We start from the raw sequence: 26085 nt of genomic DNA, 5'->3' as shown, positions 1-26085 counted from the left end.
ATTCTATAAATGTAACTTAATACCTTTTTTAAATAGTAAAAACGTTAAAATAAAAAACCATCTATTTCTAGATGGAAAAATTAATAGCAGTATTTAAACTTGTTTGTCAGACTGATTACAAGTGCTTGGCAAGCAGTTTGACGTTTAATATTGCGCACCATTTATATTCCACACAATAAAAGTACACACAAAAATTAGTCCAAATAAGAACATTAAAATAAATCCCGATAATTTTGCTAACCCTTTTTCTTCTTTTATAATTGCTACTACACCAGTAATTAAGCTCGCAAAAAGACAAATATAATAAATATAAAATGATATAACCTTTATTGTATTGAAAGTTTCGATTGTAAATGCAAAAATCGCACTAATTAAACTACCTAAAACAAAGAAGTATGCTAATTTACCGATTTTTTGACTAAACTTAATTACTCCATTTGTTATAATTCCAAAACAACTAATTAGCGAAAGCCAAAGAATCCCTTCTAAGATTCTTCTACTAACAATTGGCAATGAGTTCGCAAAATGTCCTATAAATGAAATAAATATAACAAACAATAATATGAAGACATTTCTTCTATATTTTTTGAGCTCCTGCAAACCACTCAGCCTCCTAGGCTATAAGTTTATTAAACATCTTGCCCTAATGCATACTATTCAACAATAGAGGTAATTCCCCTCTATTTAACGGATAAAATAACAAATAAAAAAAGAACAAAAGTTCCCGTTTTATGTCGAAAAACTTTAAAATAGTCAATATTGCAAACGTATGTTCTTTATTTTATAATTTAGATATGGATCGAATAGAATATGGTAAAAGATAGACAAGCGTTTTAGAATATTTAAGTTCTTTCAATTTAACAAAATTAATAGTTAAACAAGGAGTGAAGTGGAACATGTCATTAGAATTAATCCCTTATTTAATCATGGATGGAAATGCTCAAGAAGCAATCAATTTTTATGAAAAAGCACTTGATGCAAAGGTATTATTTAGTCAAACTTATGGAGAAGTTGGAGAGGATTCAGAAGGAAAGATACCGTCTGATGCTAATAATTTAATCATGCACGCAACGATCCAAATCGGAAAATCAGTATTAATGCTTTCAGATACTTATCCTGGTTACCCGTTCCAAAGTGGAAACCAAGTAACAATTTGTATTTCTACAAATGAAATTGAAATTTCAAAACGATTTTTTGAAGGCCTTTCAGAAGGTGGCGAAGTAGAGTTACCATTACAAGATACTGGATTTAGCCCATGTTATGGTAAAGTAGTAGATAAATTTGGCGTACTTTTTCAAGTATTTACACACCCTGCCGGGCAGCAATAATTTCATTTATTAATTATCTATTCTTGAACAGATTGCTTGTTACATCGTTCTAAACTTCCATATTCTAAAAAATTCTTAGTTAAAATTTATACATAATTTATCAGCAAAAAACGACTCGGCCAATTATGTCCGAGTCGTTTTAAAAATTATATTCTTCTTTGGATATACCTTACAACGTTCGTAACTAATTTTCTTGGCATGAAACGAACAGAATTTGCTAGTATTTTATTCGTCATACCAGGAATCACAATTGTTTTTCCATCTCTAAATCCCCTATATGCTACTTTAGCAACATCTTTTACATTCCCTACTCCACTTTGGAATAGATTTGATTCATGCATATTAGCACGTTTTCCAAAATTCGTTTCTGTTGCACCAGGACAAACAGCTGTTACCTTAACATTTGTTCCTTTCATTTCATTCGAAAGTGCTTCCGTAAAAGAAAGAACATAAGACTTTGTAGCATAATAAACAGCCATTAATGGTCCAGGCTGAAATGCTGCAGTAGAAGCAATATTCATCACTCCACCCTTATTTCGATCAATCATCCCTTTTAGAAACAATTTTGTAAGATGTGTTACTGTCCGTATATTTAAATCAATCATGTTTAACTCTTCGTCTAAATTTGTAGTTGCAAACTCCCCAAATAATCCAAACCCAGCATTATTCACTAAATAATCAACTTGAATAGTTTCCGCATTTAATTCCCTTTGTAAAGAAACTATTTCCTCTTCCTTAGATAAATCCTTTGAAAATAGATGAATCTTTACTTTCGACATTGATTCAATTTCATTTTTTACTTCCATTAAATTATCAATCGATCTTGCTACTAAAATTAAATCGAATCCATCCCTTGCAAATAAAATAGCTAATTCTTTACCAATTCCTCCGGATGCACCGGTAATTAATACAGTCTCATTTGACTTCATCGTTATTTCTCCCTACCCGTCGATTTATATTATTTATCTTTTAATTTAAATTAAGATTATACGTTTAAACATTTAAACGCATATGGTGATATTTACTATACCTTATAAAAGAAAAAAAGACAATAATATATTGTCTTCAGAGGGTTGAAATATTAAATGGTCAATAGGGACAACGGAAATTAAATGAACATTTATGAATGATGACATTATCATTTTTTGGATGCTATTAATAGTTTTAAATGTTAATATGTTTGAGCAATTTCATGATTCCAATAACACTAATAATGATTTTTTTGTTTTTTTCAGAAGTTAAAAATATTATGAGCTAATCTTTAGAAAAATAAATTCAATTGATTAGTTTAATTAATGTTCGATATTTATTGACCTAAACTGATTAATATAAACAGTTAGGTTACTCTAGTAAAGGCTATTTGATTAGCATTTATTGATGACTTTTTTTGATGAATAAGTTGATTGGAACAAAAGGGACGCTCGACTTCTATGGGATAAGCGGGAAGGCTAAAGACCCCGCAGGCTTGCCGAGGAGGCGAAAGAATCTCGCCCCATGGAAAGCGAGCTTCCTATAGTGGAAATCAACATCACTCTTCGCCTTTTACGAAAATTTGGTAATTTAATTGACAAGGTTGTTTTTCAACAGCGTGAAAAGAATAATATATTGTAATGTAACTTAATCTTAATTCAATAATATAAATAGAGATTTATATGATATTATCAATATAAAAGGTAAAAAAGGAACTGGCGACGATGAATTTAAAATTGGTTTTAAATATTATTACATACTCAATATTTTGGACGATCCTTTTATTTATAACTGCAATGTATTTACCAGATACATTAAACATTAGTGAAACATTATCTAGATGGATTTTTGTAATAGTATCAATTCTAGTATTTATTATTAACTTTCAAAAATGGAAGCAATTGTTAATTGCATTCCCTATTGGAATGGTATTACTTATGTTATTTATTGTTCTATTCGTACCATAAGTTTCAATCTTACATTGATATGCATCTAACGCTGTGTATTACAAAAGAACTAAAAAAGTCGATTTCCAAATGTGGAAATCGTTTTTTTATAAATTGATTCGTCTCGATTTACTTTCTCAATATTGCGTGGAATACAACAATAGTATATTGTTTTTTTGTACAATGGTTCATCAACTTAAACAATTAAACTGATTTGTGGGGGAACTAATTGAATGAACAAATTTGACCAATTAAATACAATCAAAGAGGATTTTATTAATTGCCAAAAAGTGCTATTGGCGATTGGAGATGAAACTCGTCAATCCATCTTGTTAGTGTTAATGGGAACTGATTGTCAAACAGGATTACGTGTAGGTGAAATCACTCAACAAACACATCTTTCTCGTCCTGCTGTGTCACATCATCTTAGGATTTTGCGAGATGCGGGTGTAATTTTAATGCGTAAAGAAGGGACAAAAAATTTTTATTTTGTAGATGTACGAACAAAATTAGGTTTATTAAAAGATCTTGTGAAGGACATTGAAGATCTATTGCAAAAATTTTATTGAAACGTAGTTGTGAATCGTCTGTTATTTGGAGGGATCGTAAATGAAAGCAATGGTAATTGAACGGTATGGTAAAGTCCCGATGCATATGGTTGAAATGAAGATACCTGATATTGGAGAAAATGAAGTTCTTGCAGAAATACATGCAGCTAGTATTAACCCTGTTGATTTTAAGATACGAGATGGAAAAGTCAAGATGTTACTAAAATATAAAATGCCACTTATCCTTGGAAATGACTTTTCTGGTGTAGTCGTAAAGGTTGGAGCAAATGTAACTCGTTTTAATGTTGGAGATGAAATCTATGGGCGTCCACGTAAACAGAAAATGGGAACGTTTGCTGAATATATTGCAGTTCATGAAGAGGATATAGCATTAAAACCTAAAAATTTGAGTTTTGAGGAAGCAGCATCAATCCCACTCGTTGGATTAACCTCATATCAAGCTCTGCATGACATTCTTCAAATACGGAAAGGACATAAGATTTTAATTCATGCTGGATCTGGCGGTGTCGGTACCTTTGCTATTCAGCTCGCAAAACTAATGGGTGCTACCGTTGTAACAACTGCAAGTGCAAAAGGGATGGATTTGGTAAAATCTCTCGGTGCAGATGAAGTTATCGACTACAAAAGTACAAATTTTGAAGAAAAATTAAAAAATTATGATGCGGTATTTGATACACTTGGTGGAGAAACACTCGAAAAATCATTTAATGTTCTAAAAAACGGTGGGAATATTGTTTCCGTTTCAGGTTTACCAAACGCTCGATTTGCTAAAGAATATGGTTCTGGATTTTTTAAAACAATGTTATTTTCAGCAGCAAGCTATAAACTAACTTTGCTAGAAAAAAAGTATAATGTTCAATATACTTTTTTGTTTATGAAGCCAAGTGGAGATCAATTAAGTATTATATCAAACTATATTGAATCAGGTAAAATTAAACCCATAATTGATAAAGTTTTTTCTTTTAAGGATGCTCAAAAGGCGATGGAATACTCGGAATTAGGAAGAGCTAAGGGGAAAATAATTTTAAAAATTAGATAGATAACAAATTTTTCAGAATCCAAGTTTGATTTAAATTACTAAATCGGAACATGGTCAAATGAGTTCGTCCCTAATGAAGAAAGTAAATAGATAAGTCCTAATGCAACTATTTCATGCATTAGTTGTATCAGAGTTTTTAAGGTTGTCTAATTAGACAACCTTTTTTTAGTTTAAAACCAACAATTAAATTTTATAAAACCTATGAATCTTTTTTTAAGTTTTCGTTTATCTTATCAAGTTTTGCTTCAACCATCTGCATTTGAAGCCTATTTTTCCTAATGGAACGAAAAATAAATACTACTAAAATAATAATAGCAACTGGTATTAAAAATACAATCAACTGAAAGAATAAATCTCCTATAGCCATACCTTTTACACCTTCCTTATTTTAAATGCATTAAAATAATTTCTCACTTCTAATTAAAGTATAAACGAAATTGGAAAATTATGTAACATGTACCTATTCCTAAAATAAATAGAGAGTACAACTGTACTCTCTAAAGTGGATAGAATTCAACTACATTCTGGACAAAGACCGTATATCTCAAATTTATGACTTTGTACTGTATAACCAGGTAAATCAACAGATAAATTGTCCATAGGGCATCTATAAATACTTTTTGTATTACCACAATCTAAACAAATAAAATGATGATGATGCTCTGAGGAAGAGCACTTCGATCGAAAACGTTTTTCACCATCTAGTTCTGTAACTTCCACTACATCAACCTCAATAAATGTTGATAAATTACGATAAATCGTATCGAAGCTAAGTCCTTTGTATTTATCTTTTAATGCTTGTTGAATATCTCTTGCAGTTACATATTTATTTTGCCTAAAAATATATTCAAGCATATCATATCGTTTAGGCGTATTTTTGAAGCCTCTTTCTTTTAGTAATTTTGATGCATCTGCTAATTTCATTTAATCACTACCTTTGTCTCGTTCTTAATTTCTTCAAACTTAAAGTAAAAATAAGAATAAGGATTTGCAGGATCACAATCGTACCACCAGGCGCGAGATTTAAATTATAAGAAAGTAAAATACCTGCAACTACTGAAAACTCTCCGAAAATAATAGAAAAGATAATTGTTTGCTTAAAACCCTTCGAAATTCGTATGCTCGCTGCTACTGGTAAAGTCATTAGAGATGATACTAATAAAACACCTACAACTCTCATAGAAATGGATACTACCAAAGCAACTAATAAGATAAACAAATAATGAATCCATTTTGCATTAATACCTGAAGCAACTGCATATTCTTCATCAAATGATAATAGGAACAATTCTTTATAAAGTACTATGATAGATATTACTACAAAAACAGCTATAATTATGACAGTAATTAAATCTTCTTGTGACACAGCACTAACACTACCGAATAAATAACTAAATAGATCTGTATTAAATCCATTAGCTAGTGAAATTAAAATGACACCTAATCCCATTCCTCCTGAAAGAATGATTGGAATTGCTAACTCTTGATAATGTTTATAAACACTTCTTAGTTTTTCAATTAAAAATGCTCCTGCAACTGAAAATGTCATCCCCATAAATAAAGGACTAATAAAGCCTGATGTAAAGAAAAACTTTTCAAGTAAAAGACTTGCTGCAACTCCTGATAAAGTCACGTGACTCAGTGCATCAGAAATAAGTGATAATCTTCTAAATACAACAAATACACCTAATAATGGAGCCATAACTCCAATTATCATACCAGTGATTAATGTATTTCTCAGAAAATCATAATGAAAGAAATCCATCATATTCGATCTCCTCCATTCTCGTGATTGTGAGATAGTACATGCACAGAATGGCCATATAGAAGAGACAAATCCTTCTCAGTAGCATCTTTAAACTTATCTCGACTACCATGGAAGTGTAGTCTTTTATTTAAACATGCAACATGTGATACTTTATCCGTAATAATGCCAATGTCATGAGAAACTAATAATAAAGTAATACCAAGCTTAGTATTTAAATCGCTAAGTAATTGATAAAAGCTTTCTACATTTTCAGCATCTACCCCAACGGTTGGTTCATCGAGTATTAATAGTTCTGGATTACTTACAAGTGCTCGTGCAATAAAGACACGCTGTTGTTGTCCACCTGAAAGTTCGCCGATATTACGATTTGCAAATTCATACATTCCAACTGACTTCAACGCTTCAGCGACTTTTTGTTTATCCGAATTTTTAAAACCGTTAAACAATCCAATTTTAGAAACAAGACCTAATGATACTACTTCAAAAACCGATGCTGGAAATCCAGAGTTAAAACTATTCGCTTTTTGAGATACATAACCAATCTTATCCCAACTTTTCATTTTTCGAATATCTGTACCGAATATCTCTATTTTTCCTTCATCTGGTTGTTGGATACCTAATATACATTTTAGTAAAGTTGATTTGCCACTACCGTTTGGACCAACTAAACCTAAAAAGTCTCCTTTTTTTACTAGAAGATTAATGTCTGTTAATACATTTTGACGTTCATAGCTATAAGACAAATCTTCAATTTTTATGATATCTTGACTCATTTATTAAAACACCTTCATCTATTTAGGAATAATTACGTTTTACTTCAAGTTCTTAGTATAAGAGAATACTTCTTATTTGTAAACAAAGAAAACTCGGCAAAATATTTATAAGTTTTTTAATTTATTATATCTTTATCAAAACTTTAAATCCCTTAATTCCTCTAGTGGATTTTTAATGTATTTTTAATAAAAAAGACTTATCACTTTGTGACAAAAAATACAATGTGTTACAATTATCATATAAATATAGATAAAGAGGTGGTTTCTTGAACGCAATTACACATCGTAAGCTTTCAAATTTTAAGATTATTAGACGGGGGTTTTTTATCACACTAGGAGCTGCATTGATGGCAGCTTGCTTAAAAGCATTCTTTATTCCAACTGATATCATTGATGGTGGAATCGTAGGTATCTCTTTGATCCTCTCCCATATTACTTCGATTAATCTCGGTATTTTTCTATTCTTGTTAAACTTACCTTTTGTAATAGTAGGTTATAAGCAAATCGGTAAAACATTCGCTATCTCAACTTTATTTGGTATCACTGTACTTTCAGTATTTACCTCTCTTTTTAAGGACATTCCTCATTTAACTAATGACCCTTTACTGGCTGCATTATTTGGTGGATTAGGTTTAGGAATTGGCGTAGGATTAGTAATTCGTAATGGTGGCTCACTTGATGGGACTGAAATTATAGGAATACTTTTAACAAAATCATCACCTTTTTCAATTGGTGAGGTTGTTATGGCATTTAATGTATTTATTCTCGGAAGTGCAGGATTTGTATTCGGATGGGATAATGCTATGTATTCATTAATTGCCTATTATGTAGCATTTAAAACAATTGATTTAACAATTGAAGGGTTCCAGGATACTAAATCTGTTTGGATTATTAGTGATAATGATAAAGAAATCGGTGATGCATTAAATGCCCGATTAGGTCGAGGAGTTACATATTTTCATGGCGAAGGTGGCTTTATGGGTGAAGATAAAAAAATCATCTTTACAGTCATTTCAAGACTTGAAGAAGCAAAATTAAAATCGATTGTTGAAGACTATGATGAAAATGCCTTTGTAGCAATCGGAAATATAGCAGATGTCAAAGGCGGAAAGTTTAAGAAGAAAGCAATCCACTAATAGTAAACAATTAAGCTTGAATTCTATCATGAATTCAAGCTTTTCTATTTTAATAGTTTAATTGAGTTGTTCAAATAATCCGCTTTACGACGCCTCAATGATCCAGTTATAAGATACCGCGAATAGGAGTGTCTTTTATTTTCTCCTGAATCTCCATGTGAAATCAGTACAGTTTTTTGCACTGCCTCCCACTGTTATCCATATTATTTTTGAAAAATCAATTGATATTAGTGTCCTATGCTCATTATTTATAACAACCCTTCATAAAATTTATTGATGAAATATTTCACCCAAGAGGAGGTTCAGAATGAATATTATCCAAACACTCATAAATAAAAAGGTAAATAGTATAACACCAAAGGATTTATTAAAATTAAGCCAGCAATATCAAGTGTATATTACGCCAGATCAAGCCAATAAAGTGGCTGCAATATTAAACGGGAAAAATTATAATATTTATGACGCTGAACATAAAAAGCAAATTCTTTCCCAAATTGCAAATGTTACCTCTAAAGCCACTGCACAACAAGTTGATATTATTTTTCAAAAGCTAACTTAAGCTTGGTTTAAATGTTCATTAAAAAGCTTTAATTTATAACTCTACTCATTTCACAAATCATATAATGCTCATACAAAGAATCACTTAACTATTTTAAAACGAAATGAGAGGGATTAATATGGATTTGCATGAGCTACATTATGAAATAATTTATTTAGACAAAGAAACAGATGACGAAGTGAAATTCAAACACATGTTTCATATGGATGATTTAAGCCATAACTTAGCTCTTAATATCGCTAGTAGTTTAATCGAACGTGACAAGGCACATGTGGTCTATATTAAATTAATGCACTTAGACGAACATGATCACGAATTAGTTAGTAATGTTGTCACTGTGAAAAGAATTATTGACGGAAAAATAATTGCTTCATATTTGGATAGTAAGTTAAAGAAGGTTATAGAAATAGAATTATAAACTAGATTGAATGGGGCTGTTTCATAAGTCGGATTAACTGACTTATGGGTGCCCTTTTTTTATTACTAGTGCTAGTAGGGTATTGCTTTCTATTTGTAACTGATAATTTAAAAATAATTAACAGTTTATTATTCACTTAAGTAAGAATAAGAGCATATTTGCTAGAATTCATTTAAAGGTATCTACTTTTATCTGATTTCCAAGTCGTTATACTTCTAGGGGTATGGGTAATGTTGGATATTATTTGCGATTCTCTAATTTTAATTGCAGTTTTACCGATTTTAATTGCGATTTCCAGATTTTATTTGCAGTCCAATAAGAAAATAAAGAAAACCAGCCCATTATTTAAAATGAGCTGGTTCTTTGAATTAAGCTTTCAATAATTCTTGAATTAAGTTTTCGTTGAATTCTTGATTGCGTAACATTTCAATTTCTAATTTATACGGTGGTACCTTGTTGTTTTTATCTTCACCAACATATGGAGTTTCTAAAATTTTAGGGATATCCATTAGTTGTGGATGATGAACAATATAGTTTAATGCTTTAAATCCAATCGACCCAAAGCCAATGTTCTCATGTCGATCTTTTCGACTTCCCATTGGATTTTTACTATCGTTAATATGAAGTACTTTTATTTTATCGATCCCAATTAAGTGATCGAATTGCTGTAAGACACCATCAAAATCATTAACGATATCATAACCAGCGTCATTAATATGGCATGTATCAAAACAAACTGATAATTTATCGTTGTAATGTACACCTTCCATAATTCTCGCTATTTCTTCGAATGATTTACCACATTCTGAACCTTTTCCAGCCATTGTTTCAAGCGCAATTTGTACTGGAGTTTCAGCAGTTAATACTTCATTTAAACCTTGAATAATTCTGTCGATACCAGCATCTTCACCAGCGCCTACGTGGGCACCTGGATGTAATACGATTTGTTTTGCTCCTAATGCTGCTGTACGGTCTATTTCTTTTTGTAAAAATTCAACACCTAATTCATAGGTAGCTGGATTTGTCGTATTTCCAATATTGATAATATATGGTGCATGGACTACTATATTAGCAATTCCATTTTCAGCCATATGTTTTAAACCCGCTTCAATATTTAGATCTTCAATTGCTTTACGTCGTGTATTTTGAGGCGCACCTGTATATACCATAAATGTATTAGCGCCATAGCTTGCAGCTTCTTCACTAGCGGCTAAAAACATCTTCTTACCGCTCATTGAAACATGTGATCCTATTCGTAACATTCTTTTTCGCTCCTACCTTAATTAATCATAATAACCATTTTAACATGAAAATCAATTATGGTTAAATTGTTCGCCTGTTTATAAAGAAAACTTGCCGATTGGCAAGTCTTAGGCGAAGACAGAGGTTTAGTTGCACTTATACTTTATTCCTAAAATTTGCTACCACGTCGAATTAACTTCCTCGTTGCCAATTTATACTTTCTTAAAGTGTAAAAGAAAAAGAAAGGAATATTCTTCCTTTCTTTTTTCAAACTATCTACTCGTTTTTCTTTTCACTTTATTTTTAAATGATTCTCTTTGTTCATTCAGTTTACGTTTATAGCCAGGTTTAACTTTAGATGGCTTTTTAATTGCTTTACCAGCAACTGCATCTAAATTACGATCAGTTCTTTTACGTAGCTTACGTTTTGAGCGAGGTCCTAAATCAACCCATTCACCATTTTTAAGTTCACGATGCTCAAATGTAATTCCACGATCTTGAAGTTTGTCTAATGCTTGTTCATCTTCTTGATCATAAATTGTAATAGCAGTTCCAGAGAAGTTTGCACGCCCTGTACGTCCTACACGGTGGACATAAAAGTCTAAATCTGCTGGTAGTTCGATATTGATTACATGACTTACACCTTCAATATCGATCCCTCGGGAAGCTAAGTCAGTAGCAACAATATATTGGAACTCTAAATCTTGAATTTGCTTCATCATTTTTTTACGTTCACGAGGAGTTAAATCTCCGTGAATTTGACCAACTTTTAAGCCATATGATGCTAATTGAGTAGCAACTTCTTCAGCCTTTTTCTTCGTATTTGTAAAGACAATTGCTAAATATGGCTGACAACTTAATAAAATATCTTTAGTCATTTTAACTTTGTCTTTATGTCGGCTTGGAACAATAATATGTTCAATTTTCTGAGCTGAAAGTTGTTGCGGATTAATATGAATATGTTCAGGATTTTCCATATACTTTTTCAAAAACGGTTTAAGCTTCTCAGGAATTGTCGCCGAAAAAACAAGCATTTGTAGTTTCTTTGGCATTTTTGATGCAACTTGGTCCACATCATGGATAAATCCCATATCTAACATTAAATCTGCTTCATCCACTACTAAATACCTCGTAGTATGAACTAATAATACATTATCATTTACTAAATCTTTAATACGTCCAGTAGTCCCAATTACAATATGTGGCTGTTTTTTAAGTTTTTCAACAGTACGCTTGTAGTCGGTTCCTCCAACGAAGTTTTTTGCAGTTAATTGCTCATCTTCTGGACAACATTCAATGATTGCTTGAACATCATTATAAATTTGAGTCGCTAATTCACGAGTTGGAGCAGTTATTACTAATTGCACTTGATCTAAAGATGGATCTAACGTATTAATTGTCGGAATTAGATATGCATGAGTCTTTCCTGACCCTGTTTGCGATTGACCGATTACACTACGTCCAGTTTTAACTTGAGGAATAATCTTTTGTTGAATTTCTGTTGGTTCTGTAAAGTGTTTCTTCTCTATCGCTTCCAAAATAAATGGTTTTAATTGAAAATTTTTAAATGAAATTGCCATATAACTCACCTTCTTAATTTAAACTTTCTATGTAATGAGGAAACTATATCCTCTTACAAAATAGCTACAATTATCTATTATACAATAGATTAGCCCAATAAAGCTAATTATAATTTTTCTTTCTTCTTTAGTAGCATTTTAATTTTTATTCTGTCCTATACTAACCATTTCAAATTATGTGCATAGCCTAAGTAATAAAGAGTATTTTTGAAAGGAGGTATTAGAATGGGATTACTTGATAAATTTAAGAAAAAAAATAAACAGCCTTTTCCTATGAACGGTCCAAATTTTTATAATAGTTATCAACAGCCTTATCAAAATTTACAAAATCCATACGGTGCAAGACCAAATTTTGATCAACGATACCCATATCCCCAATCACATCAGCAACCTTATATGCAACAACAACAACAGTTTTATCCACCTGTCCAACAAATTGTTGGGCAACAAGGTCATTATCAACAACCAATTTCATATCAACCACAGTTAAACGCACATCAACAATATATAAGCCAAAATAAAATTTTACAACCTGTTCCTTTTCAAAACCAGCCAGTAATGCAGCCACAGGGCGGTAGTAATTATCAGCAACAAGGATCACAAAATCATTACCCAATGACTGGGCAACCACCCGAAAAAGAAGATGATGGAAGTCCAGGTTTTTTCTCGCGATTAATGGGAGGAGACACTTCAATTACAGGTGTCATCGGTGGTATGCAAAAAGCTGTTCAAGCAGCTCAACAAGTCACGCCAATGATTCAACAATACGCTCCTGCTATTAAAAATTTCCCTTCAATCTATAAAATATTTAAGGCAGTAAATACCGACGACCCGGTCGACACAAAAAAAAGTAAAAAAAATGATTCAAATGGAATAATAGATGCTGTGCAAACAGAAGAAACAAAACCCAAAAAAAGAAAGAAAGCTCCAATTAAGTCAGAAGTAATAGAACCATCTCTTAATATTGAAGAAACTGCATCAAACGTAAATCCAAAACCAAAATTGTTTATGTAAATTTTCTTTTTCTTTGTATAGTAGTATCTCCCTCCTTTATAATAAAAAATGACAACAATATTATAAAGGAGGGGCTACTCCATGAAAGTTATTAAAGTTACCCCACGAGGCTATTGCTACGGAGTTGTAGATGCAATGGTCATTGCTAGAAATGCAGCTAAAGATCCATCATTACCAAGACCAATTTATATACTTGGTATGATTGTTCATAATAAACATGTTACAGACGCATTTGAAGAAGAAGGTATCATTACTTTAGATGGTCCAAGCAGATTAGATATCCTAGATAAGATTGAAAAAGGTACTGTTATTTTTACGGCTCACGGAGTTTCTCCAGAAGTAAAATCAAAAGCAATTAAAAAAGGGCTTACGACGATTGATGCGACTTGTCCAGATGTAACGAAAACTCATGATTTAATTAAAGAACGAATGGCTGAAGGCTATCACTTTATTTATATTGGTAAAAAAGGACATCCGGAACCAGAGGGCGCAGTTGGAATCGCACCTTCGATTGTTCACCTAATTCAAAATAAATCTGATATTGATGCTTTAGAAATTCCTACTGATAAAATTATCATTACAAATCAAACAACTATGAGCCAATGGGACGTAGTTGAATTAATTCAATACGCAATTATAAAGTACCCGACTGCTCATGTTCATAAAGAAATTTGTATGGCAACTCAAGTTCGTCAAGAAGCAATTGCTGATCAAGCTAGCCAAGCAGATCTAACAATTGTTGTAGGTGACCCTATGAGTAATAACTCAAATAGACTTGCACAAGTTTCGCATGAAATTGCAGGAACAAAGGCATTTCGTATTTCAGATATAACTGAACTTCAGTTAAAATGGTTAGAGAGCGTTGAGACTGTAGCTGTTACGTCTGGAGCTTCTACTCCAACACCGATCACACGTGAAGTTATCGCATTTTTGGAGAAGTATGATCCAAACGATGAAAGCACTTGGGATACAAAATCTGGAGTAGAATTAAGTAAAATACTACCTAAAGTTAGAATAAAAGACTAAAAAATAGGACTTCTGGATTTTTAAACCGGAAGTCCTATTTTTTAATTCGCAAAAAACGTTTAAATAAATGTAAATGGATCAGTGTGAATCGTTGAAGCGATAATTTCACAAGCCATGTTTTTTTCTTTTAATTTTTTATCTAAAAGACGTTTAACACCTAATTTCATCACTTTTTCAATATTGTGACCTGCATCAACTATATTTAAATTAAGCATTTTCCAATCCTGTGCTACGTGGTAATATATATCACCACTTAAATAAACATCTGCACCATTTCTTTTTGCATGATAGGCAAACTTATTTCCGTCTCCACCTACAATAGCAACCTTTTTTACTCGATCACTTAAGTTCCCTACCACTCTTACACCTTGTAAATCTAATTTCTCTTTTACATAATGTGCAAATTCTTCTAATGAAATCTCTTCTTTAAGGCTTCCGATTCTCCCAATCCCGAATGTTTTGCCTTCATTTTCTAGTGTGTATGTATCATATGCCACTTCTTCATACGGATGAGCTTTTTGCATCACTTTTAGCACTTGTTTTAATTTTAATTGTGGAACAACTGTTTCGAGCTTTACCTCATCAACTTCTTCTAATTGCCCCTGTTGCCCAATAAATGGTGTTGTCCCCTCTAACGGTATAAATGTCCCTGTTCCATTCGAACTAAAGCTACAATGGCTGTATTGACCAATATGACCTGCTCCAGCATCACAAATTGCATTTAATACAATTTCAGCATGTGTTTTCGGTACATATACAACTAACTTAATTAATTTTTCTACATAAGTTGGAGCGAGAACATTCGTATTTTCTAATTGTAAAGCTTCAGCTAAAAAATCACTTACACCGTTCTCTGCGATATCAACATTTGTATGTGCTGCAAAAACAGCTAGATCATGTTTAATACAAAGTTCCACTATTTTACCCGGTTCACTGTCTGTATCAATCTTTTTTAAAGGACGATAGATAATAGGATGGTGAGCAATAATTAGGTTTGCACCAATTGAAATTGCCTCTTCTACAACCTCTTTTGTGACATCTAATGCAATTAATACCTTTGTCACTTGTTTTGATAATGTACCAATTTGAAGACCATTTGGGTCACCTTCCTCAGCTAAATGCTTAGGGAATAGTTCTTCAAATTGCTGTACTAGCTGAAAACCATTTATCGATTTCATGAAAGCACCTCTTTTATCCACTCAAGTTTCTGTTCAACTTCTTTCATCTTCTGAACTGATTCCTCTGTTTGTTTTGCTGATTCAAGTTGAGTTAAGATTCTTTCAAAATTCTTTTTTTCATGTTCCCATTTCTTCTTAAATGCATCATTTTTGTTTTTTAATAAGTAAGGACCTATAAATAGCTCCATATCTTTCTTTTCACTGTATGCACTATTTGGATTTGATTTAGAAGCTACTAGAATTTCATAGATTTTTCCATCCTCTTCTAATATATCTTCTTCCACAAGAGAATATCCTTCATAATCAAGCCAATTTCTAATTTGATTTGCACCAATATTTGGTTGCAACACTAACGTTTCAACACCTTGAAGTTTTTCTTTACCTTTTTCTAATATGCTCGAAATTAAAGAACCACCCATTCCAGCTATTGTTATGACATCTACTTCGTTCGGTACTAAAACCTCTAGCCCGTCTCCCATTCTCGCTTCTACAATTCCTTCTAACCCACTTTGACGAATCGTAGATCGTGCTGAATTATATGGACCTTCAGTAATTTCCCCTACAATAGCTGAGGTGCATCTTTTATTTAAAACTGCATAACAAGGTAAATAAGCATGATCTGATCCAATATCAGCTAATTTCGTGCCCTCTGGTATGTAATCAAATACTCTTTTTAAACGATTTGATAAATTAACTTCATTCATAACAAAATCACCATTTCATTTTATTTTCATAACATCATTTTACACTATAGTAGTCAAGAAACCAAAATGACCCCTTCTTAACGAAGAGGTCATTTCAGACTACCTGACAAATGGCCGCTTGCGGTGTCATTACCGTCTTAGGTAACTCCGCTCATCTTCGACCTTCGCGCCTCGAAAGAAAGCTTTTTCAAGCAGTCTGAAATTCAAATTATTATAAATTTGATTAAACAGTGAAATGACCCCTTCTAACGAAGAGGTCATTTTATATGCTTGCTTATTTTTTCTCAGATAACCATTTAGCAACAGCATCCAATTGTGGTCCTTGTAGTAAACCAGCTGGCATTCCGCCTTGTTTACCGTTTTTAAGAATGTCTTTGATTTGATCTTCTGAGTATCTTGAACCTACTTTAGTTAAGTTTGGTCCTACAACCCCTTGTAATTGATCACCATGACAGCTAACACATGTTTGAGCATATATTTCATCAGGCTTAGTTGATGCTGTTTGCGCCGGTTTTTTATCACCGTTGGCAATTTCATCAGCCTGTTTTGCTCCTTTTAATGAAATAATTAGCATGACTGCGATTCCTAGTGCTGCAATTAGAGCAAAAGGAATTAATGGATTTCGTTTCATTATGATCCCCCTTATGTAACCCCTTAAAAAAATAAAATTAATTACTATAACATTATTATTGTATACGATTAAAAACAATAAAAAAAGTATTATATTGGATAAATTTAAAAATTGTTAAACGATTTCAAAATTATATAAACCTTCCTACTATAAAGAATTAAATTCTATATAGCATAATTACAAATTATATTTGTATAAACTCACCTCTTGATAAATGAAATAAGTAAGTTTTTTTAAGAAACCATTTAAAACCATCGTTACCCATTAAACTTTTATTTTAAATTTAATCATTTTCACAAAAAGCTTAAGCAAAAGATTTAACCCATTCTATTAAAAAACTCTAATAAATAATTGCTATTACGATATAGGTAATATGTCTTCAAACCATTTATTTTATATTTAGTAGTATTGAACTAATTATAAAAATTATTAAATAAGTAGGGAAAATGAGTATTTGCAAATTTAAAGACAATTCTGTAAAATAAAGTAAATAGGTATCCAATTGTTAAAATGATGGAATTACTACTAGCGTCTCCATAATTTATAATAACCATTTTTGCTTAAATTATCCTTTGATTCATCTTTAGAATAAATTATTAAAAGATCAACCGTTTTAGCATTACTTAGTATGTAGCATAGCACTACAATTATATATTTAGTACGGACATTCGATATATTTTGACAATTTTTTTATTGTGACATATTTACTAATTAAAACGTTTTATTTTATATTTTTTAGTTGAAAATAAAAAAGTTTACCCAATAAAGGATAAACTCTTTTTAAACATTCTATTCTAAGAAATCTTTTAGACGTTTGCTTCGGCTTGGATGACGTAATTTACGTAGAGCTTTTGCTTCGATTTGACGAATACGCTCACGTGTAACTCCAAATACTTTACCAACTTCTTCTAAAGTACGAGTTCGTCCATCATCTAAACCAAATCGTAAACGTAAAACATTTTCTTCACGATCTGTTAATGTATCAAGAACATCTTCTAATTGCTCTTTTAGCATTTCATAAGCTGCATGCTCAGCTGGTGAAGTTGCTTCCGAATCTTCAATGAAATCACCTAAGTGTGAATCATCTTCTTCACCAATTGGTGTTTCTAATGAAACTGGTTCTTGAGCAATTTTAAGGATTTCTCTAACTTTTTCTGGTGGTAAATCCATTTCTTCACCAATTTCTTCAGGAGATGGCTCGCGACCTAAATCTTGAAGCAATTGACGTTGAACACGAATTAATTTGTTAATTGTTTCCACCATATGAACTGGAATACGGATTGTTCTAGCTTGGTCTGCAATTGCACGAGTAATCGCTTGACGAATCCACCAAGTCGCATATGTACTAAATTTATAACCTTTACGATAATCAAACTTTTCAACAGCTTTGATTAATCCCATATTACCTTCTTGAATAAGGTCTAAGAACAGCATACCACGTCCTACATAACGTTTTGCAATACTTACTACTAATCGTAAGTTCGCTTCTGCTAGGCGTCGTTTCGCTTCTTCATCGCCTTCTTCAATGCGTTTCGCTAAATTGATTTCATCTTGTCCAGAAAGTAAATCAACTCGGCCAATTTCTTTTAGGTACATACGTACTGGATCATTAATTTTTACTCCAGGAGGAACACTTAAATCATTTAAGTCAAATTCTTCTTCCTTTTCTAATTGAGTTCCTCTAGGTTCATCATCAGCGTCACCAACAATATCAATACCTTGTTCACCTAGTTGCTCATAAAACTCTTCAAGTTGATCTGAATCAATTTCAAATCCATTTAAACGATCTGCAATTTCTTCATATGTAATTACACCACGTTTTTTACCATTTTCAATTAATAATGCTTTTACTTGATCAAGTGTTACTTCTGTTTCCGTATCTTTAGAACGAGCCGATTTATCAGCCATCTGTTCCCCTCCTTCGAAAAGTTCGCGAATCATTTAACATATTTCATACTAGATCTTAGCTGTGTGATTTGCTGGAGAATCGTTGCAGCTTTTACAAAATCTCCTTCACGTTCGGCTTTTTTCAGATCTATTTCTTTTTCACGTATACGTTGTTGTTTATCATAGTTGTTTAATGCATCTAAATAATCCTTTAACTCTCGCTCTGTTAGTTCAGGTGCTATCTGTAAATTGACAATTTTTGAAACTACTTCAAGTAACCTTTTTGAAGGAAGGTAATTCATAAATTTACTAATATTAGACTCATTGCCCTCTTCATAATAAGCATAAAGATGGATTATAATCTCGGAATAATCATTATTGTAGAATAGACCCTGATATTGCTGTCTTACTTTTTCAGCCACGTCACTGCTATTTAACATATGAGCTAACAGTAATTGTTCAGCTCTAACATGTGCAGGAAGAAGTGTCTTAGTAGTAATATCGCGTTTGATATCAGTTTTTACTTCTGTTACATTAGATATACGATTTGCCTGATTACTATATTGTCCAAATTCCTTCTTAAGTACTTCAATCGAGATAGAAAACTCTTTTGAGAGTTGATTTAAGTAATAATCTTGTTCGATCAGTTGACTTAGTTTAGCAATTTCTTGTAGCATTTCTTTTATATACTGAAATTTAACAGTTTCATCTAAAAGATTTTTTCCTTTTCGATGATATTGCATTTTAAAACTCATTAATGATACACTAGCTTCAATAATAGAGGTATTAAATTTTTCTGGACCAAATTGTCTTATATATTCATCAGGATCTAAGCCATCAGGCATTTGTGCTACTTTAATTGTAAATCCTTCTTTTTGAAGAACTTTAGCTGCTTTTTCAGTTGCGTTAATACCAGCCTGATCTGAATCATAACAAATAATAATTTGATCAACAGATGTTTTCAAGACTTTCGCTTGATCCTCTGTTAATGATGTTCCCATGGTTGCAACTGCATCATGGACACCAGCTCTAAACGCAGAAATGACATCTGCAAAACCTTCCATCAAGATTGCCCGATTTTGCTTTCGCATGACATTCTTTGCTTGGTAAAATTGATATAATAATTTTCCTTTATGGAAAATTGAAGATTCAGGACTATTTAAATATTTTGGTGACCCTTCACCCATTATTCTTCCACTGAATGCAACAATTTTTCCTTGATGGTTATGAATTGGAAAAATTAATCGATTTCGAAATCGATCATAGTAATTACCATCACGTTCACTTCGAACAACTAGACCAGCTTTCTCCATGATTGGCATTGAATAGCCACGTTTTTCTAACACCTTAGTAACAGCATCCCAAGAATCTAAAGCAACCCCAAGCTCAAAATGCTTTATTTCCTCTCTAGAAATTCCTCTGTTAAGTAGGTATTCTAATGCTTGTTTACCTTCTGTTGTGTTAACTAATAGATGATGATAGTACTTTTTGACAAACTCATGAGCTTCAAGCATAATGCCTTGCTCAGTAGCTTGTGGATTCTTGACTGTGTCAACCGTATCTGAAGGTAAAGTGATATTTGTCTTTTTTGCAAGCTGATGGACAGATTCTTGAAAGTTAAGTCCTTCAAGTTGCATAATGAAAGAAATCGCATTTCCTCCAGCACCGCATCCAAAACAATGAAAAATTTGTTTTTCAGGAGACACAGAAAAAGATGGTGTGCTTTCTCCATGAAAAGGACAAAGTCCAAAATAATTTCTTCCTTGTTTTTTCAGAGGAACATACTCACTTACTACATCAACTATGTCAACTGACTGACGAACCTGCTCGACAAGTTCATCGGGAATTCTGTTTCCCATACTGACAGCTCCATATATTATTTTATTCGATAAAACTCACTGTATTCCTTCATGATTCGACAAAAATATTTCCATATATTTTAAACTTAAGTTAATTCACTTTATTAAATCATATATGAATTATTAATTATCTAAAAAGAAGTGCTAAACAGTAGTTCATAAGCATTGCATCCAACTGCTAGTTCTGGTTTTCATTAACCCATTTATTTATCGCTTATGATTAATTTCTACATGTCTTTTGTAATTCCTTCAAAACATGTATCGATTTATGTAGTTTTATTTCCATCTTTCAATAAACTAGGAAGCACATATTCATAGTTTATTCGTAAGTATAAAAAGTTAAACCTATTAATTAGTTCATTTCATACAATTTTTTATTATAATCTATTTTAATTAGGAAATCTAGCAATAAGTACTAAAGAATTTCAACTTTTACAAAAGATGAAAACACATTAGATTACTCTAATGTGTCAGTCTAAAAAGATCGATCATTTTTAATTTCAAAAAAAATTATCTAATCTGCTTATTTTGGTAATAGTAATTTAATATTACATTAGCGGATTCTTCTACTGCCTTACTTGAAACATCTACAACTTTACAGCCAATTTGTTTAACAACATTATTGAAATGTTTTAGCTCATCTTCAATTCTTGAAATATTAGCATAACTAGCTCCATCGTGAAGTCCTAATGAAATTAATCTTTCTTTTCGAATATGGTTTAACTTTTCTGGAGAAATCATTAGTCCTATGCACTTTTCTTTTGGAACATTAAATAGTTGTTCTGGTGGATCAACTTCTGGAACTAAAGGCACATTGGCAACTTTAAATCCTTTATGAGCAAGATATTGTGATAAAGGAGTCTTTGATGTTCTCGATACACCGATTAAGACTATATCAGCTTTTTCAATACCTCTTGGGTCTCTTCCATCATCATATTTAACCGCAAATTCAATTGCCTCTATACGTTGGAAATAATCTTCATCTAATTTACGAACAACACCAGGTTCATTTCTAGGTTCAAGTTTATGAATCGTTGAAATTTTATCGATTAATGGACCGATTAAGTCATATACGATTACCCCAGCACTTTGCGATTCCTCTAATAATTTCTTTCTCATATCAGGTTTTACTAATGTAAATACAATAATACCATTATTTTCTTTTGCTACTTGAACTATTTCAATTAATGTTGCGTTATCTTCAACGTATGGTACACGTCTAATCTCGAATTTTTGATGAAATTGACTAATAGCCGCCTTTACGACATGCTCTGCTGTTTCACCAACAGAATCTGATACAACATAAACGATTGAATTGCCCATATGTTCACCTCTTAACTTTACTAAAACATATCATTGTTCATTAAGTCTACAATCGCACGAGTAAAATTTGTTTTTGTAAATCGACCAATAACCTCAAGTCCATGCTCACTTTCACGAACAACAGGGACAGCATCAATTTGTTTTTCAATTAAACTCTTAGCTACATTATAAATTGTATCATCTTTATAGCAAATTGTAATGTTTGGCATCCTCGTCATGATAATATCTACGGGTAATGTATGCAAATCTTTATTTCCTATACTTGCACGGAGTAAGTCTTTTCTCGATAGTACTCCTGTTAATATCGAATTTTGATCAACAACAAATAACGTTCCTACATCTTCAAGAAACATTGTAACTATCGCATCATATACTGATGAACTTCGATCTACTACAACTGGAATAGCCTGAAATTCCTTTACAGTCAATTTTTTAATTCTGTCAATGACTTGTGCACCGCTTGTTCTTCCTGTGTAATAATATCCTACTCGTGGTCTTGCCTCTAAAAAACCAGTCATTGTAAGAATAGCTAAATCCGGGCGAAGCGTAGCTCTTGTAAGTGCTAGCTGATCAGCTATATGTTCACCTGTAATTGGTCCATTATTTTTTACAATTTCAAGTATTTGAGTTTGTCGCTTTGTCAGTTCTATTTCCCTCACCCCTAACTATCCAATATGTTATACTCTCTAATAAATATTATATACTATTTTTACAATTTAAAAAAGAAAGAAGGAAATAGGTAGCCTATTTCCTTCCTTAGGTTTCTGAATTTTTATTTGTTTTCAGAAAATTATCCATATTTTTTAATTGCTCTAAAAATTTGCGTGACTTTAAATAGATTCCACTATATTCATCATAGTATGAAAATAAAATTTGTTGTAAGTTTTTCTTTGTTGCTTCACTAACCTCAATTTTTCCAAGTCGATTTACATCAAAATGATAAAATAATCTCATTAACTTAACCGACTTTTCAGTAACAGAAAAAGCATATGGATCAGTATGTTTACAACGCTGACATAAAAACCCACCTTCTTTAACAGAAAAGGCTACAAATATATTTTCATTTGCACTACATCTACAATTCACACATTGATCAAAAAATGGGTGATATCCTAATACAGGTATCATTTTTGTCATAAATAAATAAGTCAAAACTTCAGCGTCTGCACCTTCATTCATGTGCTGTAGTAATTGAAGGACCAATTCAAATAAATACGGATTATTTTTTTTCTCTTCAACCGCTTTATCAGTAAGCTCTACAACAATCGAAGCATACGCAGTTGCAACTAAATCACTTCTTAACTCACGAAATGAATCAATCAGTTCTCCTTGACTTAATGTACCTAAACCGGATCCTTTTTGAATCAAAAATGACCCATATGTAAAGAGTTGTGTAACAGAAGCAAGTCGACTATTCGTCTTCTTTGCTCCTCTTGCCACAACTCCTATCTTACCTAATTCTCTTGTTAAGAGAGTAATAATAACATTTGATTCTCCATAAGCGTTTGCCCGTAATACAATTCCTTCTACACGCTGTAACAATTAACTCACCATCCAATTGGATGAAGGTTAAGTATGTAAGGAATCAATATCAGCTATTTCTTCATCAATGTAACTTTTCTGATCCACATGTTCCTGTTCAAGCTGCTTAAACAATAAATATGTCTCAACATTTCCAGTTTTAGAAAAGACATCCCAGGTAAAATTCAACATTGAGAAACCACCTTTCAAGAATAGCTACAACTCATTGCTCATTACCTATAGCCAATTACTTTCCCTGCTTACTTATAATGTGACCTTCTCTCCCGATTTTCATGTGTATAAAATTTATTAAAATAACAAATAAAAAGCTTGCAAAATCCAGAAAAATATGTTGGGCTTTTTGAACAAATGGTAATATTATTAGACCCTGATGCTAAGCCCTAGTCCCTTGATTTTTGCTTTTTAATATTCATCCTCACGGAAACCTAAATCTCTTAATTGAGACATACGATTACGCCAATCTTTTTGAACCTTAACCCATAACTCTAAGAATACTTTTGTATCAAGCAAGTTTTCTATATCTAAACGAGCACGCTTGCCAACCTCTTTTAACAAGCTGCCTTGCTTACCGATAATGATTCCTTTTTGGGAAGACCTTTCAACGACAATTGTTGCATTTACGTATATTGCATTTCCTTCTGATCTTCTTTCAATTTGCTCAATAATAACAGCAATTGAATGCGGAACCTCTTCTCTAGTCAAATGCAATACTTTTTCTCTTATTAATTCTGAAATGATAAATCTTTCAGGATGATCTGTTACTTGATTTGCAGGATAATATTGCGGACCTTCTGGTAAATACGTTTTAATAACTTTTAATAAGCGATCGACATTATTCCCTTGTAATGCTGAGATTGGAACAATTTCAGCAAATTGAAATAAATCTTTGTATTTATTGATTAAATCAAATAACTGATCAGGATGAATTGTATCAATTTTATTAATAACTAAAATTACTGGACTACGACTTCCCTGCAGCTTCTCAATAATGAATTCATCTCCACGACCAAATCCTTCATTGGCATTTATCATAAATAAAGTAGCGTCAACATCCTTAATTGAATCTTGAGCTACCTTTACCATAAAATCACCAAGTTTGTGTTTTGGTTTATGGATTCCTGGCGTATCTATAAAGACAATTTGTGCATCATCTTCTGTAAAAACGCCTTGAATTTTATTACGAGTAGTTTGAGGCTTATCACTCATTATAGCTATTTTTTGACCTATTACTCGATTTAGGAATGTACTTTTCCCTACATTTGGTCTACCTATAATTGAGACAAAACCTGATTTATAACTTTCTTTATTCATTCAAATCCTCCGATGTAAATGCTCCTGGCAATAATTCTTTTACTGTTGTTTCTTGGATTGCTCCATTTAAGTTCGATAAATATACTACTGTATCTGGACCAGCAAGTTCAAATAAAACTTGACGGCATGCCCCACATGGTGCAACAGGTCCCTCGGTATCAGCGACTACTGCTACTGCTGAAAACTCCGTAATGCCATTTGAATATGCTTTAAATAATGCAGTTCGTTCTGCACAATTCGTTAGACCATATGATGCATTTTCTATGTTACAACCACGAATAATTTGACCATCCTTTGTAAGCAAAGCTGCACCTACTTGAAATTTCGAATATGGTACATATGCGTTTAATCTAGCTTTTATCGCTTCATTTATAAGTTGTTGTTTATCCATTTATGTAGCCTCCTATTATAAGCCCGAACACGAAAGTGGGGTCTTATTAACGTAGTATAGTAAAATACGGAAAAAATAGCAAAGCACCTATAATGATTGAAACGATTGCAGCGACTAACACCGCCCCAGCTGCCACATCCTTTGCTTTTTTTGCTAAAAGATGTTTATTAGGTGATGCTAAATCTACAACTGCTTCAATTGAGGAATTAACTAACTCTAGCGAAATGACAATTGTAATAATAAGCAGAAGAATTAACCAATCTATTCGACTAATATGTAAATAAAACGCAAGGCCGATTGAAATAAATGCTGCAAATAAGTGGATTTTTATATTTCTTTCATCCTTAATGACTTTAAAAATACCACTAAATGCAAAACCAAAAGATTTAAGTAATGGCGCTCTTTTTTTAGAGTCTTTCAAGGCCATATCTTTCTAATATTTCCTTTTGTTTTGTAAACATCACTTTCTCATCGGCTTCATTCATATGATCATAACCAAGTAAATGTAAACATCCGTGAACTGCTAAAAAACCTAATTCACGGCGGAATGAATGACCATACTCATCAGCCTGTCGCTTGGTAGTAGGAATCGAAATGACAATATCACCTAAAGTACGCGGTAAGTCCACTCCAATGATTTCAATTTCACCTTCCCCTAATTCTTCCATTGGAAACGAAATAACATCAGTAGCACGGTCTTTCTCTCGATACTCCTTATTAATTTCATGAATTCTTTCATCATCTACAAATGAAACTGCAATTTCAACTTCACCCGTTACACCCTCATATTCAAGTGCGCACTCTAGTAAACCCTTTATATCAGATTGCTGTTCTTTAGTCACTTCATTTGTTTCATCTATAAAATCAATTTCTAGTTCAACCATAACCTCA

Annotated in this window: 30 protein-coding genes; 9 read left to right on the top strand and 21 right to left on the bottom strand. The window is 32.2% G+C overall.

The window, feature by feature from the left end:
- Nucleotides 1-144: 144 nt before the first annotated feature.
- Complete coding sequence (locus tag ACFVRR_RS08665; protein WP_387327137.1) at nt 145-600, bottom strand: hypothetical protein; 456 nt, start codon at nt 598-600, stop codon at nt 145-147.
- Between the two features lie 296 nt (nt 601-896).
- Between ACFVRR_RS08665 and ACFVRR_RS08660 the strand changes: the two genes are divergently transcribed.
- The gene (locus tag ACFVRR_RS08660) at nt 897-1328 is read left to right on the top strand and encodes a VOC family protein (RefSeq protein WP_387327134.1); all 432 of its coding nucleotides are present in this window, start codon (nt 897-899) and stop codon (nt 1326-1328) included.
- A gap of 146 nt (nt 1329-1474) precedes the next feature.
- On the opposite strand, the gene ACFVRR_RS08655 is transcribed toward ACFVRR_RS08660, so the two are convergent.
- On the bottom strand, nt 1475-2257 hold the full coding sequence (locus tag ACFVRR_RS08655; RefSeq protein WP_387327131.1) for an SDR family NAD(P)-dependent oxidoreductase: 783 nt from the start codon (nt 2255-2257) through the stop codon (nt 1475-1477).
- A 765-nt stretch (nt 2258-3022) separates the two neighbouring features.
- Between ACFVRR_RS08655 and ACFVRR_RS08650 the strand changes: the two genes are divergently transcribed.
- From ACFVRR_RS08650 to ACFVRR_RS08640, 3 genes are all read left to right on the top strand, one after another.
- On the top strand, nt 3023-3265 hold the full coding sequence (locus ACFVRR_RS08650) for a hypothetical protein (protein WP_387327129.1): 243 nt from the start codon (nt 3023-3025) through the stop codon (nt 3263-3265).
- Between the two features lie 212 nt (nt 3266-3477).
- Nucleotides 3478-3813 carry an ArsR/SmtB family transcription factor gene (locus tag ACFVRR_RS08645; RefSeq protein ID WP_387327127.1) on the top strand — a complete coding sequence of 112 codons (336 nt, stop codon included), beginning with the start codon at nt 3478-3480 and terminating at the stop codon, nt 3811-3813.
- A 40-nt stretch (nt 3814-3853) separates the two neighbouring features.
- Nucleotides 3854-4852: an NADP-dependent oxidoreductase gene (locus tag ACFVRR_RS08640; RefSeq protein ID WP_387327125.1), complete on the top strand. Its 999-nt coding sequence runs from the start codon at nt 3854-3856 to the stop codon at nt 4850-4852.
- Nucleotides 4853-5051: 199 nt separating this feature from the next.
- Here ACFVRR_RS08640 and ACFVRR_RS08635 read toward each other — a convergent pair whose 3' ends face one another.
- The 4 genes from ACFVRR_RS08635 to ACFVRR_RS08620 form a co-directional block, all read right to left on the bottom strand.
- Complete coding sequence (locus ACFVRR_RS08635; protein WP_387327122.1) at nt 5052-5219, bottom strand: DUF4083 family protein; 168 nt, start codon at nt 5217-5219, stop codon at nt 5052-5054.
- A 146-nt stretch (nt 5220-5365) separates the two neighbouring features.
- Nucleotides 5366-5776 (bottom strand): Fur family transcriptional regulator, encoded by a 411-nt coding sequence (locus ACFVRR_RS08630; protein ID WP_069034156.1) that lies wholly within the window; start codon nt 5774-5776, stop codon nt 5366-5368.
- 7 nt (nt 5777-5783) lie between these two features.
- Nucleotides 5784-6620, bottom strand: a complete 837-nt coding sequence (locus ACFVRR_RS08625) for a metal ABC transporter permease (RefSeq protein ID WP_097974274.1) — start codon at nt 6618-6620, stop codon at nt 5784-5786.
- The gene (locus tag ACFVRR_RS08620) at nt 6617-7393 is read right to left on the bottom strand and encodes a metal ABC transporter ATP-binding protein (RefSeq protein WP_387327118.1); all 777 of its coding nucleotides are present in this window, start codon (nt 7391-7393) and stop codon (nt 6617-6619) included. The genes ACFVRR_RS08625 and ACFVRR_RS08620 overlap by 4 nt, the downstream gene beginning before the upstream one ends.
- A 266-nt stretch (nt 7394-7659) precedes the next feature.
- Here ACFVRR_RS08620 and ACFVRR_RS08615 point away from each other — a divergent pair, with 266 nt between their 5' ends.
- The 3 genes from ACFVRR_RS08615 (at nt 7660) to ACFVRR_RS08605 (ending at nt 9506) form a co-directional block, all read left to right on the top strand.
- Nucleotides 7660-8529, top strand: coding sequence for a YitT family protein (locus tag ACFVRR_RS08615; protein WP_069034159.1), 870 nt, complete (start codon nt 7660-7662; stop codon nt 8527-8529).
- 307 nt (nt 8530-8836) lie between these two features.
- A complete protein-coding gene (locus tag ACFVRR_RS08610; RefSeq protein WP_097974270.1) occupies nt 8837-9088 on the top strand; it encodes a DUF2624 family protein in 252 nt (83 codons plus the stop codon).
- 118 nt (nt 9089-9206) lie between these two features.
- On the top strand, nt 9207-9506 hold the full coding sequence (locus ACFVRR_RS08605; RefSeq protein ID WP_387327113.1) for a hypothetical protein: 300 nt from the start codon (nt 9207-9209) through the stop codon (nt 9504-9506).
- A gap of 368 nt (nt 9507-9874) precedes the next feature.
- Here ACFVRR_RS08605 and ACFVRR_RS08600 read toward each other — a convergent pair whose 3' ends face one another.
- Nucleotides 9875-10768, bottom strand: coding sequence for a deoxyribonuclease IV (locus ACFVRR_RS08600; RefSeq protein WP_387327111.1), 894 nt, complete (start codon nt 10766-10768; stop codon nt 9875-9877).
- 252 nt (nt 10769-11020) lie between these two features.
- Nucleotides 11021-12328 (bottom strand): DEAD/DEAH box helicase, encoded by a 1308-nt coding sequence (locus ACFVRR_RS08595; RefSeq protein ID WP_387327109.1) that lies wholly within the window; start codon nt 12326-12328, stop codon nt 11021-11023.
- Nucleotides 12329-12553: 225 nt separating this feature from the next.
- On the opposite strand from ACFVRR_RS08595, the gene vrrA reads away from it, so the two are divergent.
- Entirely contained in the window at nt 12554-13342 is a 789-nt protein-coding gene (gene vrrA, locus ACFVRR_RS08590; RefSeq protein ID WP_387327106.1) for a VrrA/YqfQ family protein, read from the top strand.
- A gap of 81 nt (nt 13343-13423) precedes the next feature.
- A complete protein-coding gene (locus tag ACFVRR_RS08585) occupies nt 13424-14368 on the top strand; it encodes a 4-hydroxy-3-methylbut-2-enyl diphosphate reductase (RefSeq protein ID WP_387327103.1) in 945 nt (314 codons plus the stop codon).
- Nucleotides 14369-14427: 59 nt separating this feature from the next.
- Here ACFVRR_RS08585 and ACFVRR_RS08580 read toward each other — a convergent pair whose 3' ends face one another.
- From ACFVRR_RS08580 to ybeY, 13 genes are all read right to left on the bottom strand, one after another.
- Nucleotides 14428-15546 (bottom strand): Nif3-like dinuclear metal center hexameric protein, encoded by a 1119-nt coding sequence (locus ACFVRR_RS08580; RefSeq protein ID WP_387327100.1) that lies wholly within the window; start codon nt 15544-15546, stop codon nt 14428-14430.
- On the bottom strand, nt 15543-16250 hold the full coding sequence (locus ACFVRR_RS08575; RefSeq protein ID WP_335480540.1) for a tRNA (adenine(22)-N(1))-methyltransferase: 708 nt from the start codon (nt 16248-16250) through the stop codon (nt 15543-15545). Before ACFVRR_RS08575 ends, ACFVRR_RS08580 begins: the two co-directional genes overlap by 4 nt.
- Nucleotides 16251-16524: 274 nt before the next feature.
- Entirely contained in the window at nt 16525-16881 is a 357-nt protein-coding gene (gene cccA / locus ACFVRR_RS08570) for a cytochrome c550 (RefSeq protein ID WP_387327096.1), read from the bottom strand.
- Nucleotides 16882-17670: 789 nt separating this feature from the next.
- Entirely contained in the window at nt 17671-18789 is a 1119-nt protein-coding gene (gene rpoD, locus ACFVRR_RS08565) for an RNA polymerase sigma factor RpoD (RefSeq protein ID WP_069034168.1), read from the bottom strand.
- Between the two features lie 29 nt (nt 18790-18818).
- A complete protein-coding gene (gene dnaG / locus ACFVRR_RS08560; RefSeq protein ID WP_387327092.1) occupies nt 18819-20627 on the bottom strand; it encodes a DNA primase in 1809 nt (602 codons plus the stop codon).
- Nucleotides 20628-21137: 510 nt separating this feature from the next.
- A complete protein-coding gene (locus ACFVRR_RS08555; RefSeq protein WP_387327090.1) occupies nt 21138-21950 on the bottom strand; it encodes a pyruvate, water dikinase regulatory protein in 813 nt (270 codons plus the stop codon).
- 20 nt (nt 21951-21970) lie between these two features.
- Nucleotides 21971-22609: a transcriptional regulator CcpN gene (gene ccpN / locus ACFVRR_RS08550; RefSeq protein WP_387327087.1), complete on the bottom strand. Its 639-nt coding sequence runs from the start codon at nt 22607-22609 to the stop codon at nt 21971-21973.
- Nucleotides 22610-22706: 97 nt separating this feature from the next.
- Nucleotides 22707-23492 (bottom strand): DNA repair protein RecO, encoded by a 786-nt coding sequence (gene recO / locus ACFVRR_RS08545; RefSeq protein ID WP_097974253.1) that lies wholly within the window; start codon nt 23490-23492, stop codon nt 22707-22709.
- A 27-nt stretch (nt 23493-23519) separates the two neighbouring features.
- Complete coding sequence (locus ACFVRR_RS08540) at nt 23520-23663, bottom strand: YqzL family protein (RefSeq protein WP_069034173.1); 144 nt, start codon at nt 23661-23663, stop codon at nt 23520-23522.
- A 231-nt stretch (nt 23664-23894) separates the two neighbouring features.
- The gene (gene era, locus ACFVRR_RS08535; RefSeq protein ID WP_387327084.1) at nt 23895-24803 is read right to left on the bottom strand and encodes a GTPase Era; all 909 of its coding nucleotides are present in this window, start codon (nt 24801-24803) and stop codon (nt 23895-23897) included.
- Complete coding sequence (locus ACFVRR_RS08530) at nt 24796-25194, bottom strand: cytidine deaminase (protein WP_098428880.1); 399 nt, start codon at nt 25192-25194, stop codon at nt 24796-24798. The genes era and ACFVRR_RS08530 overlap by 8 nt, the downstream gene beginning before the upstream one ends.
- 46 nt (nt 25195-25240) lie before the next feature.
- Complete coding sequence (locus ACFVRR_RS08525) at nt 25241-25621, bottom strand: diacylglycerol kinase family protein (protein WP_387327081.1); 381 nt, start codon at nt 25619-25621, stop codon at nt 25241-25243.
- Nucleotides 25602-26078, bottom strand: coding sequence for an rRNA maturation RNase YbeY (gene ybeY, locus ACFVRR_RS08520; protein ID WP_387327078.1), 477 nt, complete (start codon nt 26076-26078; stop codon nt 25602-25604). The genes ACFVRR_RS08525 and ybeY overlap by 20 nt, the downstream gene beginning before the upstream one ends.
- Between the last annotated feature and the right edge of the window lie 7 nt (nt 26079-26085).

This window comes from Gottfriedia sp. NPDC057948, from assembly GCF_042887255.1.
Taxonomy (GTDB): domain Bacteria; phylum Bacillota; class Bacilli; order Bacillales; family Bacillaceae_G; genus Gottfriedia.
This window is presented reverse-complemented; position numbering and strand designations above follow the sequence as displayed.

Coding starts and splice junctions, on each gene's coding strand:
- ACFVRR_RS08660 (WP_387327134.1), top strand. CDS start 897: ATGTCATTAGAATTAATCCCTTATTTAATCATGGATGGAAATGCTCAA.
- ACFVRR_RS08655 (WP_387327131.1), bottom strand. CDS start 2,257: ATGAAGTCAAATGAGACTGTATTAATTACCGGTGCATCCGGAGGAATT.
- ACFVRR_RS08650 (WP_387327129.1), top strand. CDS start 3,023: ATGAATTTAAAATTGGTTTTAAATATTATTACATACTCAATATTTTGG.
- ACFVRR_RS08645 (WP_387327127.1), top strand. CDS start 3,478: ATGAACAAATTTGACCAATTAAATACAATCAAAGAGGATTTTATTAAT.
- ACFVRR_RS08640 (WP_387327125.1), top strand. CDS start 3,854: ATGAAAGCAATGGTAATTGAACGGTATGGTAAAGTCCCGATGCATATG.
- ACFVRR_RS08635 (WP_387327122.1), bottom strand. CDS start 5,219: ATGGCTATAGGAGATTTATTCTTTCAGTTGATTGTATTTTTAATACCA.
- ACFVRR_RS08630 (WP_069034156.1), bottom strand. CDS start 5,776: ATGAAATTAGCAGATGCATCAAAATTACTAAAAGAAAGAGGCTTCAAA.
- ACFVRR_RS08625 (WP_097974274.1), bottom strand. CDS start 6,620: ATGATGGATTTCTTTCATTATGATTTTCTGAGAAATACATTAATCACT.
- ACFVRR_RS08620 (WP_387327118.1), bottom strand. CDS start 7,393: ATGAGTCAAGATATCATAAAAATTGAAGATTTGTCTTATAGCTATGAA.
- ACFVRR_RS08610 (WP_097974270.1), top strand. CDS start 8,837: ATGAATATTATCCAAACACTCATAAATAAAAAGGTAAATAGTATAACA.
- ACFVRR_RS08605 (WP_387327113.1), top strand. CDS start 9,207: ATGGATTTGCATGAGCTACATTATGAAATAATTTATTTAGACAAAGAA.
- ACFVRR_RS08600 (WP_387327111.1), bottom strand. CDS start 10,768: ATGTTACGAATAGGATCACATGTTTCAATGAGCGGTAAGAAGATGTTT.
- ACFVRR_RS08595 (WP_387327109.1), bottom strand. CDS start 12,328: ATGGCAATTTCATTTAAAAATTTTCAATTAAAACCATTTATTTTGGAA.
- vrrA (WP_387327106.1), top strand. CDS start 12,554: ATGGGATTACTTGATAAATTTAAGAAAAAAAATAAACAGCCTTTTCCT.
- ACFVRR_RS08585 (WP_387327103.1), top strand. CDS start 13,424: ATGAAAGTTATTAAAGTTACCCCACGAGGCTATTGCTACGGAGTTGTA.
- ACFVRR_RS08580 (WP_387327100.1), bottom strand. CDS start 15,546: ATGAAATCGATAAATGGTTTTCAGCTAGTACAGCAATTTGAAGAACTA.
- ACFVRR_RS08575 (WP_335480540.1), bottom strand. CDS start 16,250: ATGAATGAAGTTAATTTATCAAATCGTTTAAAAAGAGTATTTGATTAC.
- cccA (WP_387327096.1), bottom strand. CDS start 16,881: ATGAAACGAAATCCATTAATTCCTTTTGCTCTAATTGCAGCACTAGGA.
- rpoD (WP_069034168.1), bottom strand. CDS start 18,789: ATGGCTGATAAATCGGCTCGTTCTAAAGATACGGAAACAGAAGTAACA.
- dnaG (WP_387327092.1), bottom strand. CDS start 20,627: ATGGGAAACAGAATTCCCGATGAACTTGTCGAGCAGGTTCGTCAGTCA.
- ACFVRR_RS08555 (WP_387327090.1), bottom strand. CDS start 21,950: ATGGGCAATTCAATCGTTTATGTTGTATCAGATTCTGTTGGTGAAACA.
- ACFVRR_RS08540 (WP_069034173.1), bottom strand. CDS start 23,663: ATGTTGAATTTTACCTGGGATGTCTTTTCTAAAACTGGAAATGTTGAG.
- era (WP_387327084.1), bottom strand. CDS start 24,803: ATGAATAAAGAAAGTTATAAATCAGGTTTTGTCTCAATTATAGGTAGA.
- ACFVRR_RS08530 (WP_098428880.1), bottom strand. CDS start 25,194: ATGGATAAACAACAACTTATAAATGAAGCGATAAAAGCTAGATTAAAC.
- ACFVRR_RS08525 (WP_387327081.1), bottom strand. CDS start 25,621: ATGGCCTTGAAAGACTCTAAAAAAAGAGCGCCATTACTTAAATCTTTT.
- ybeY (WP_387327078.1), bottom strand. CDS start 26,078: ATGGTTGAACTAGAAATTGATTTTATAGATGAAACAAATGAAGTGACT.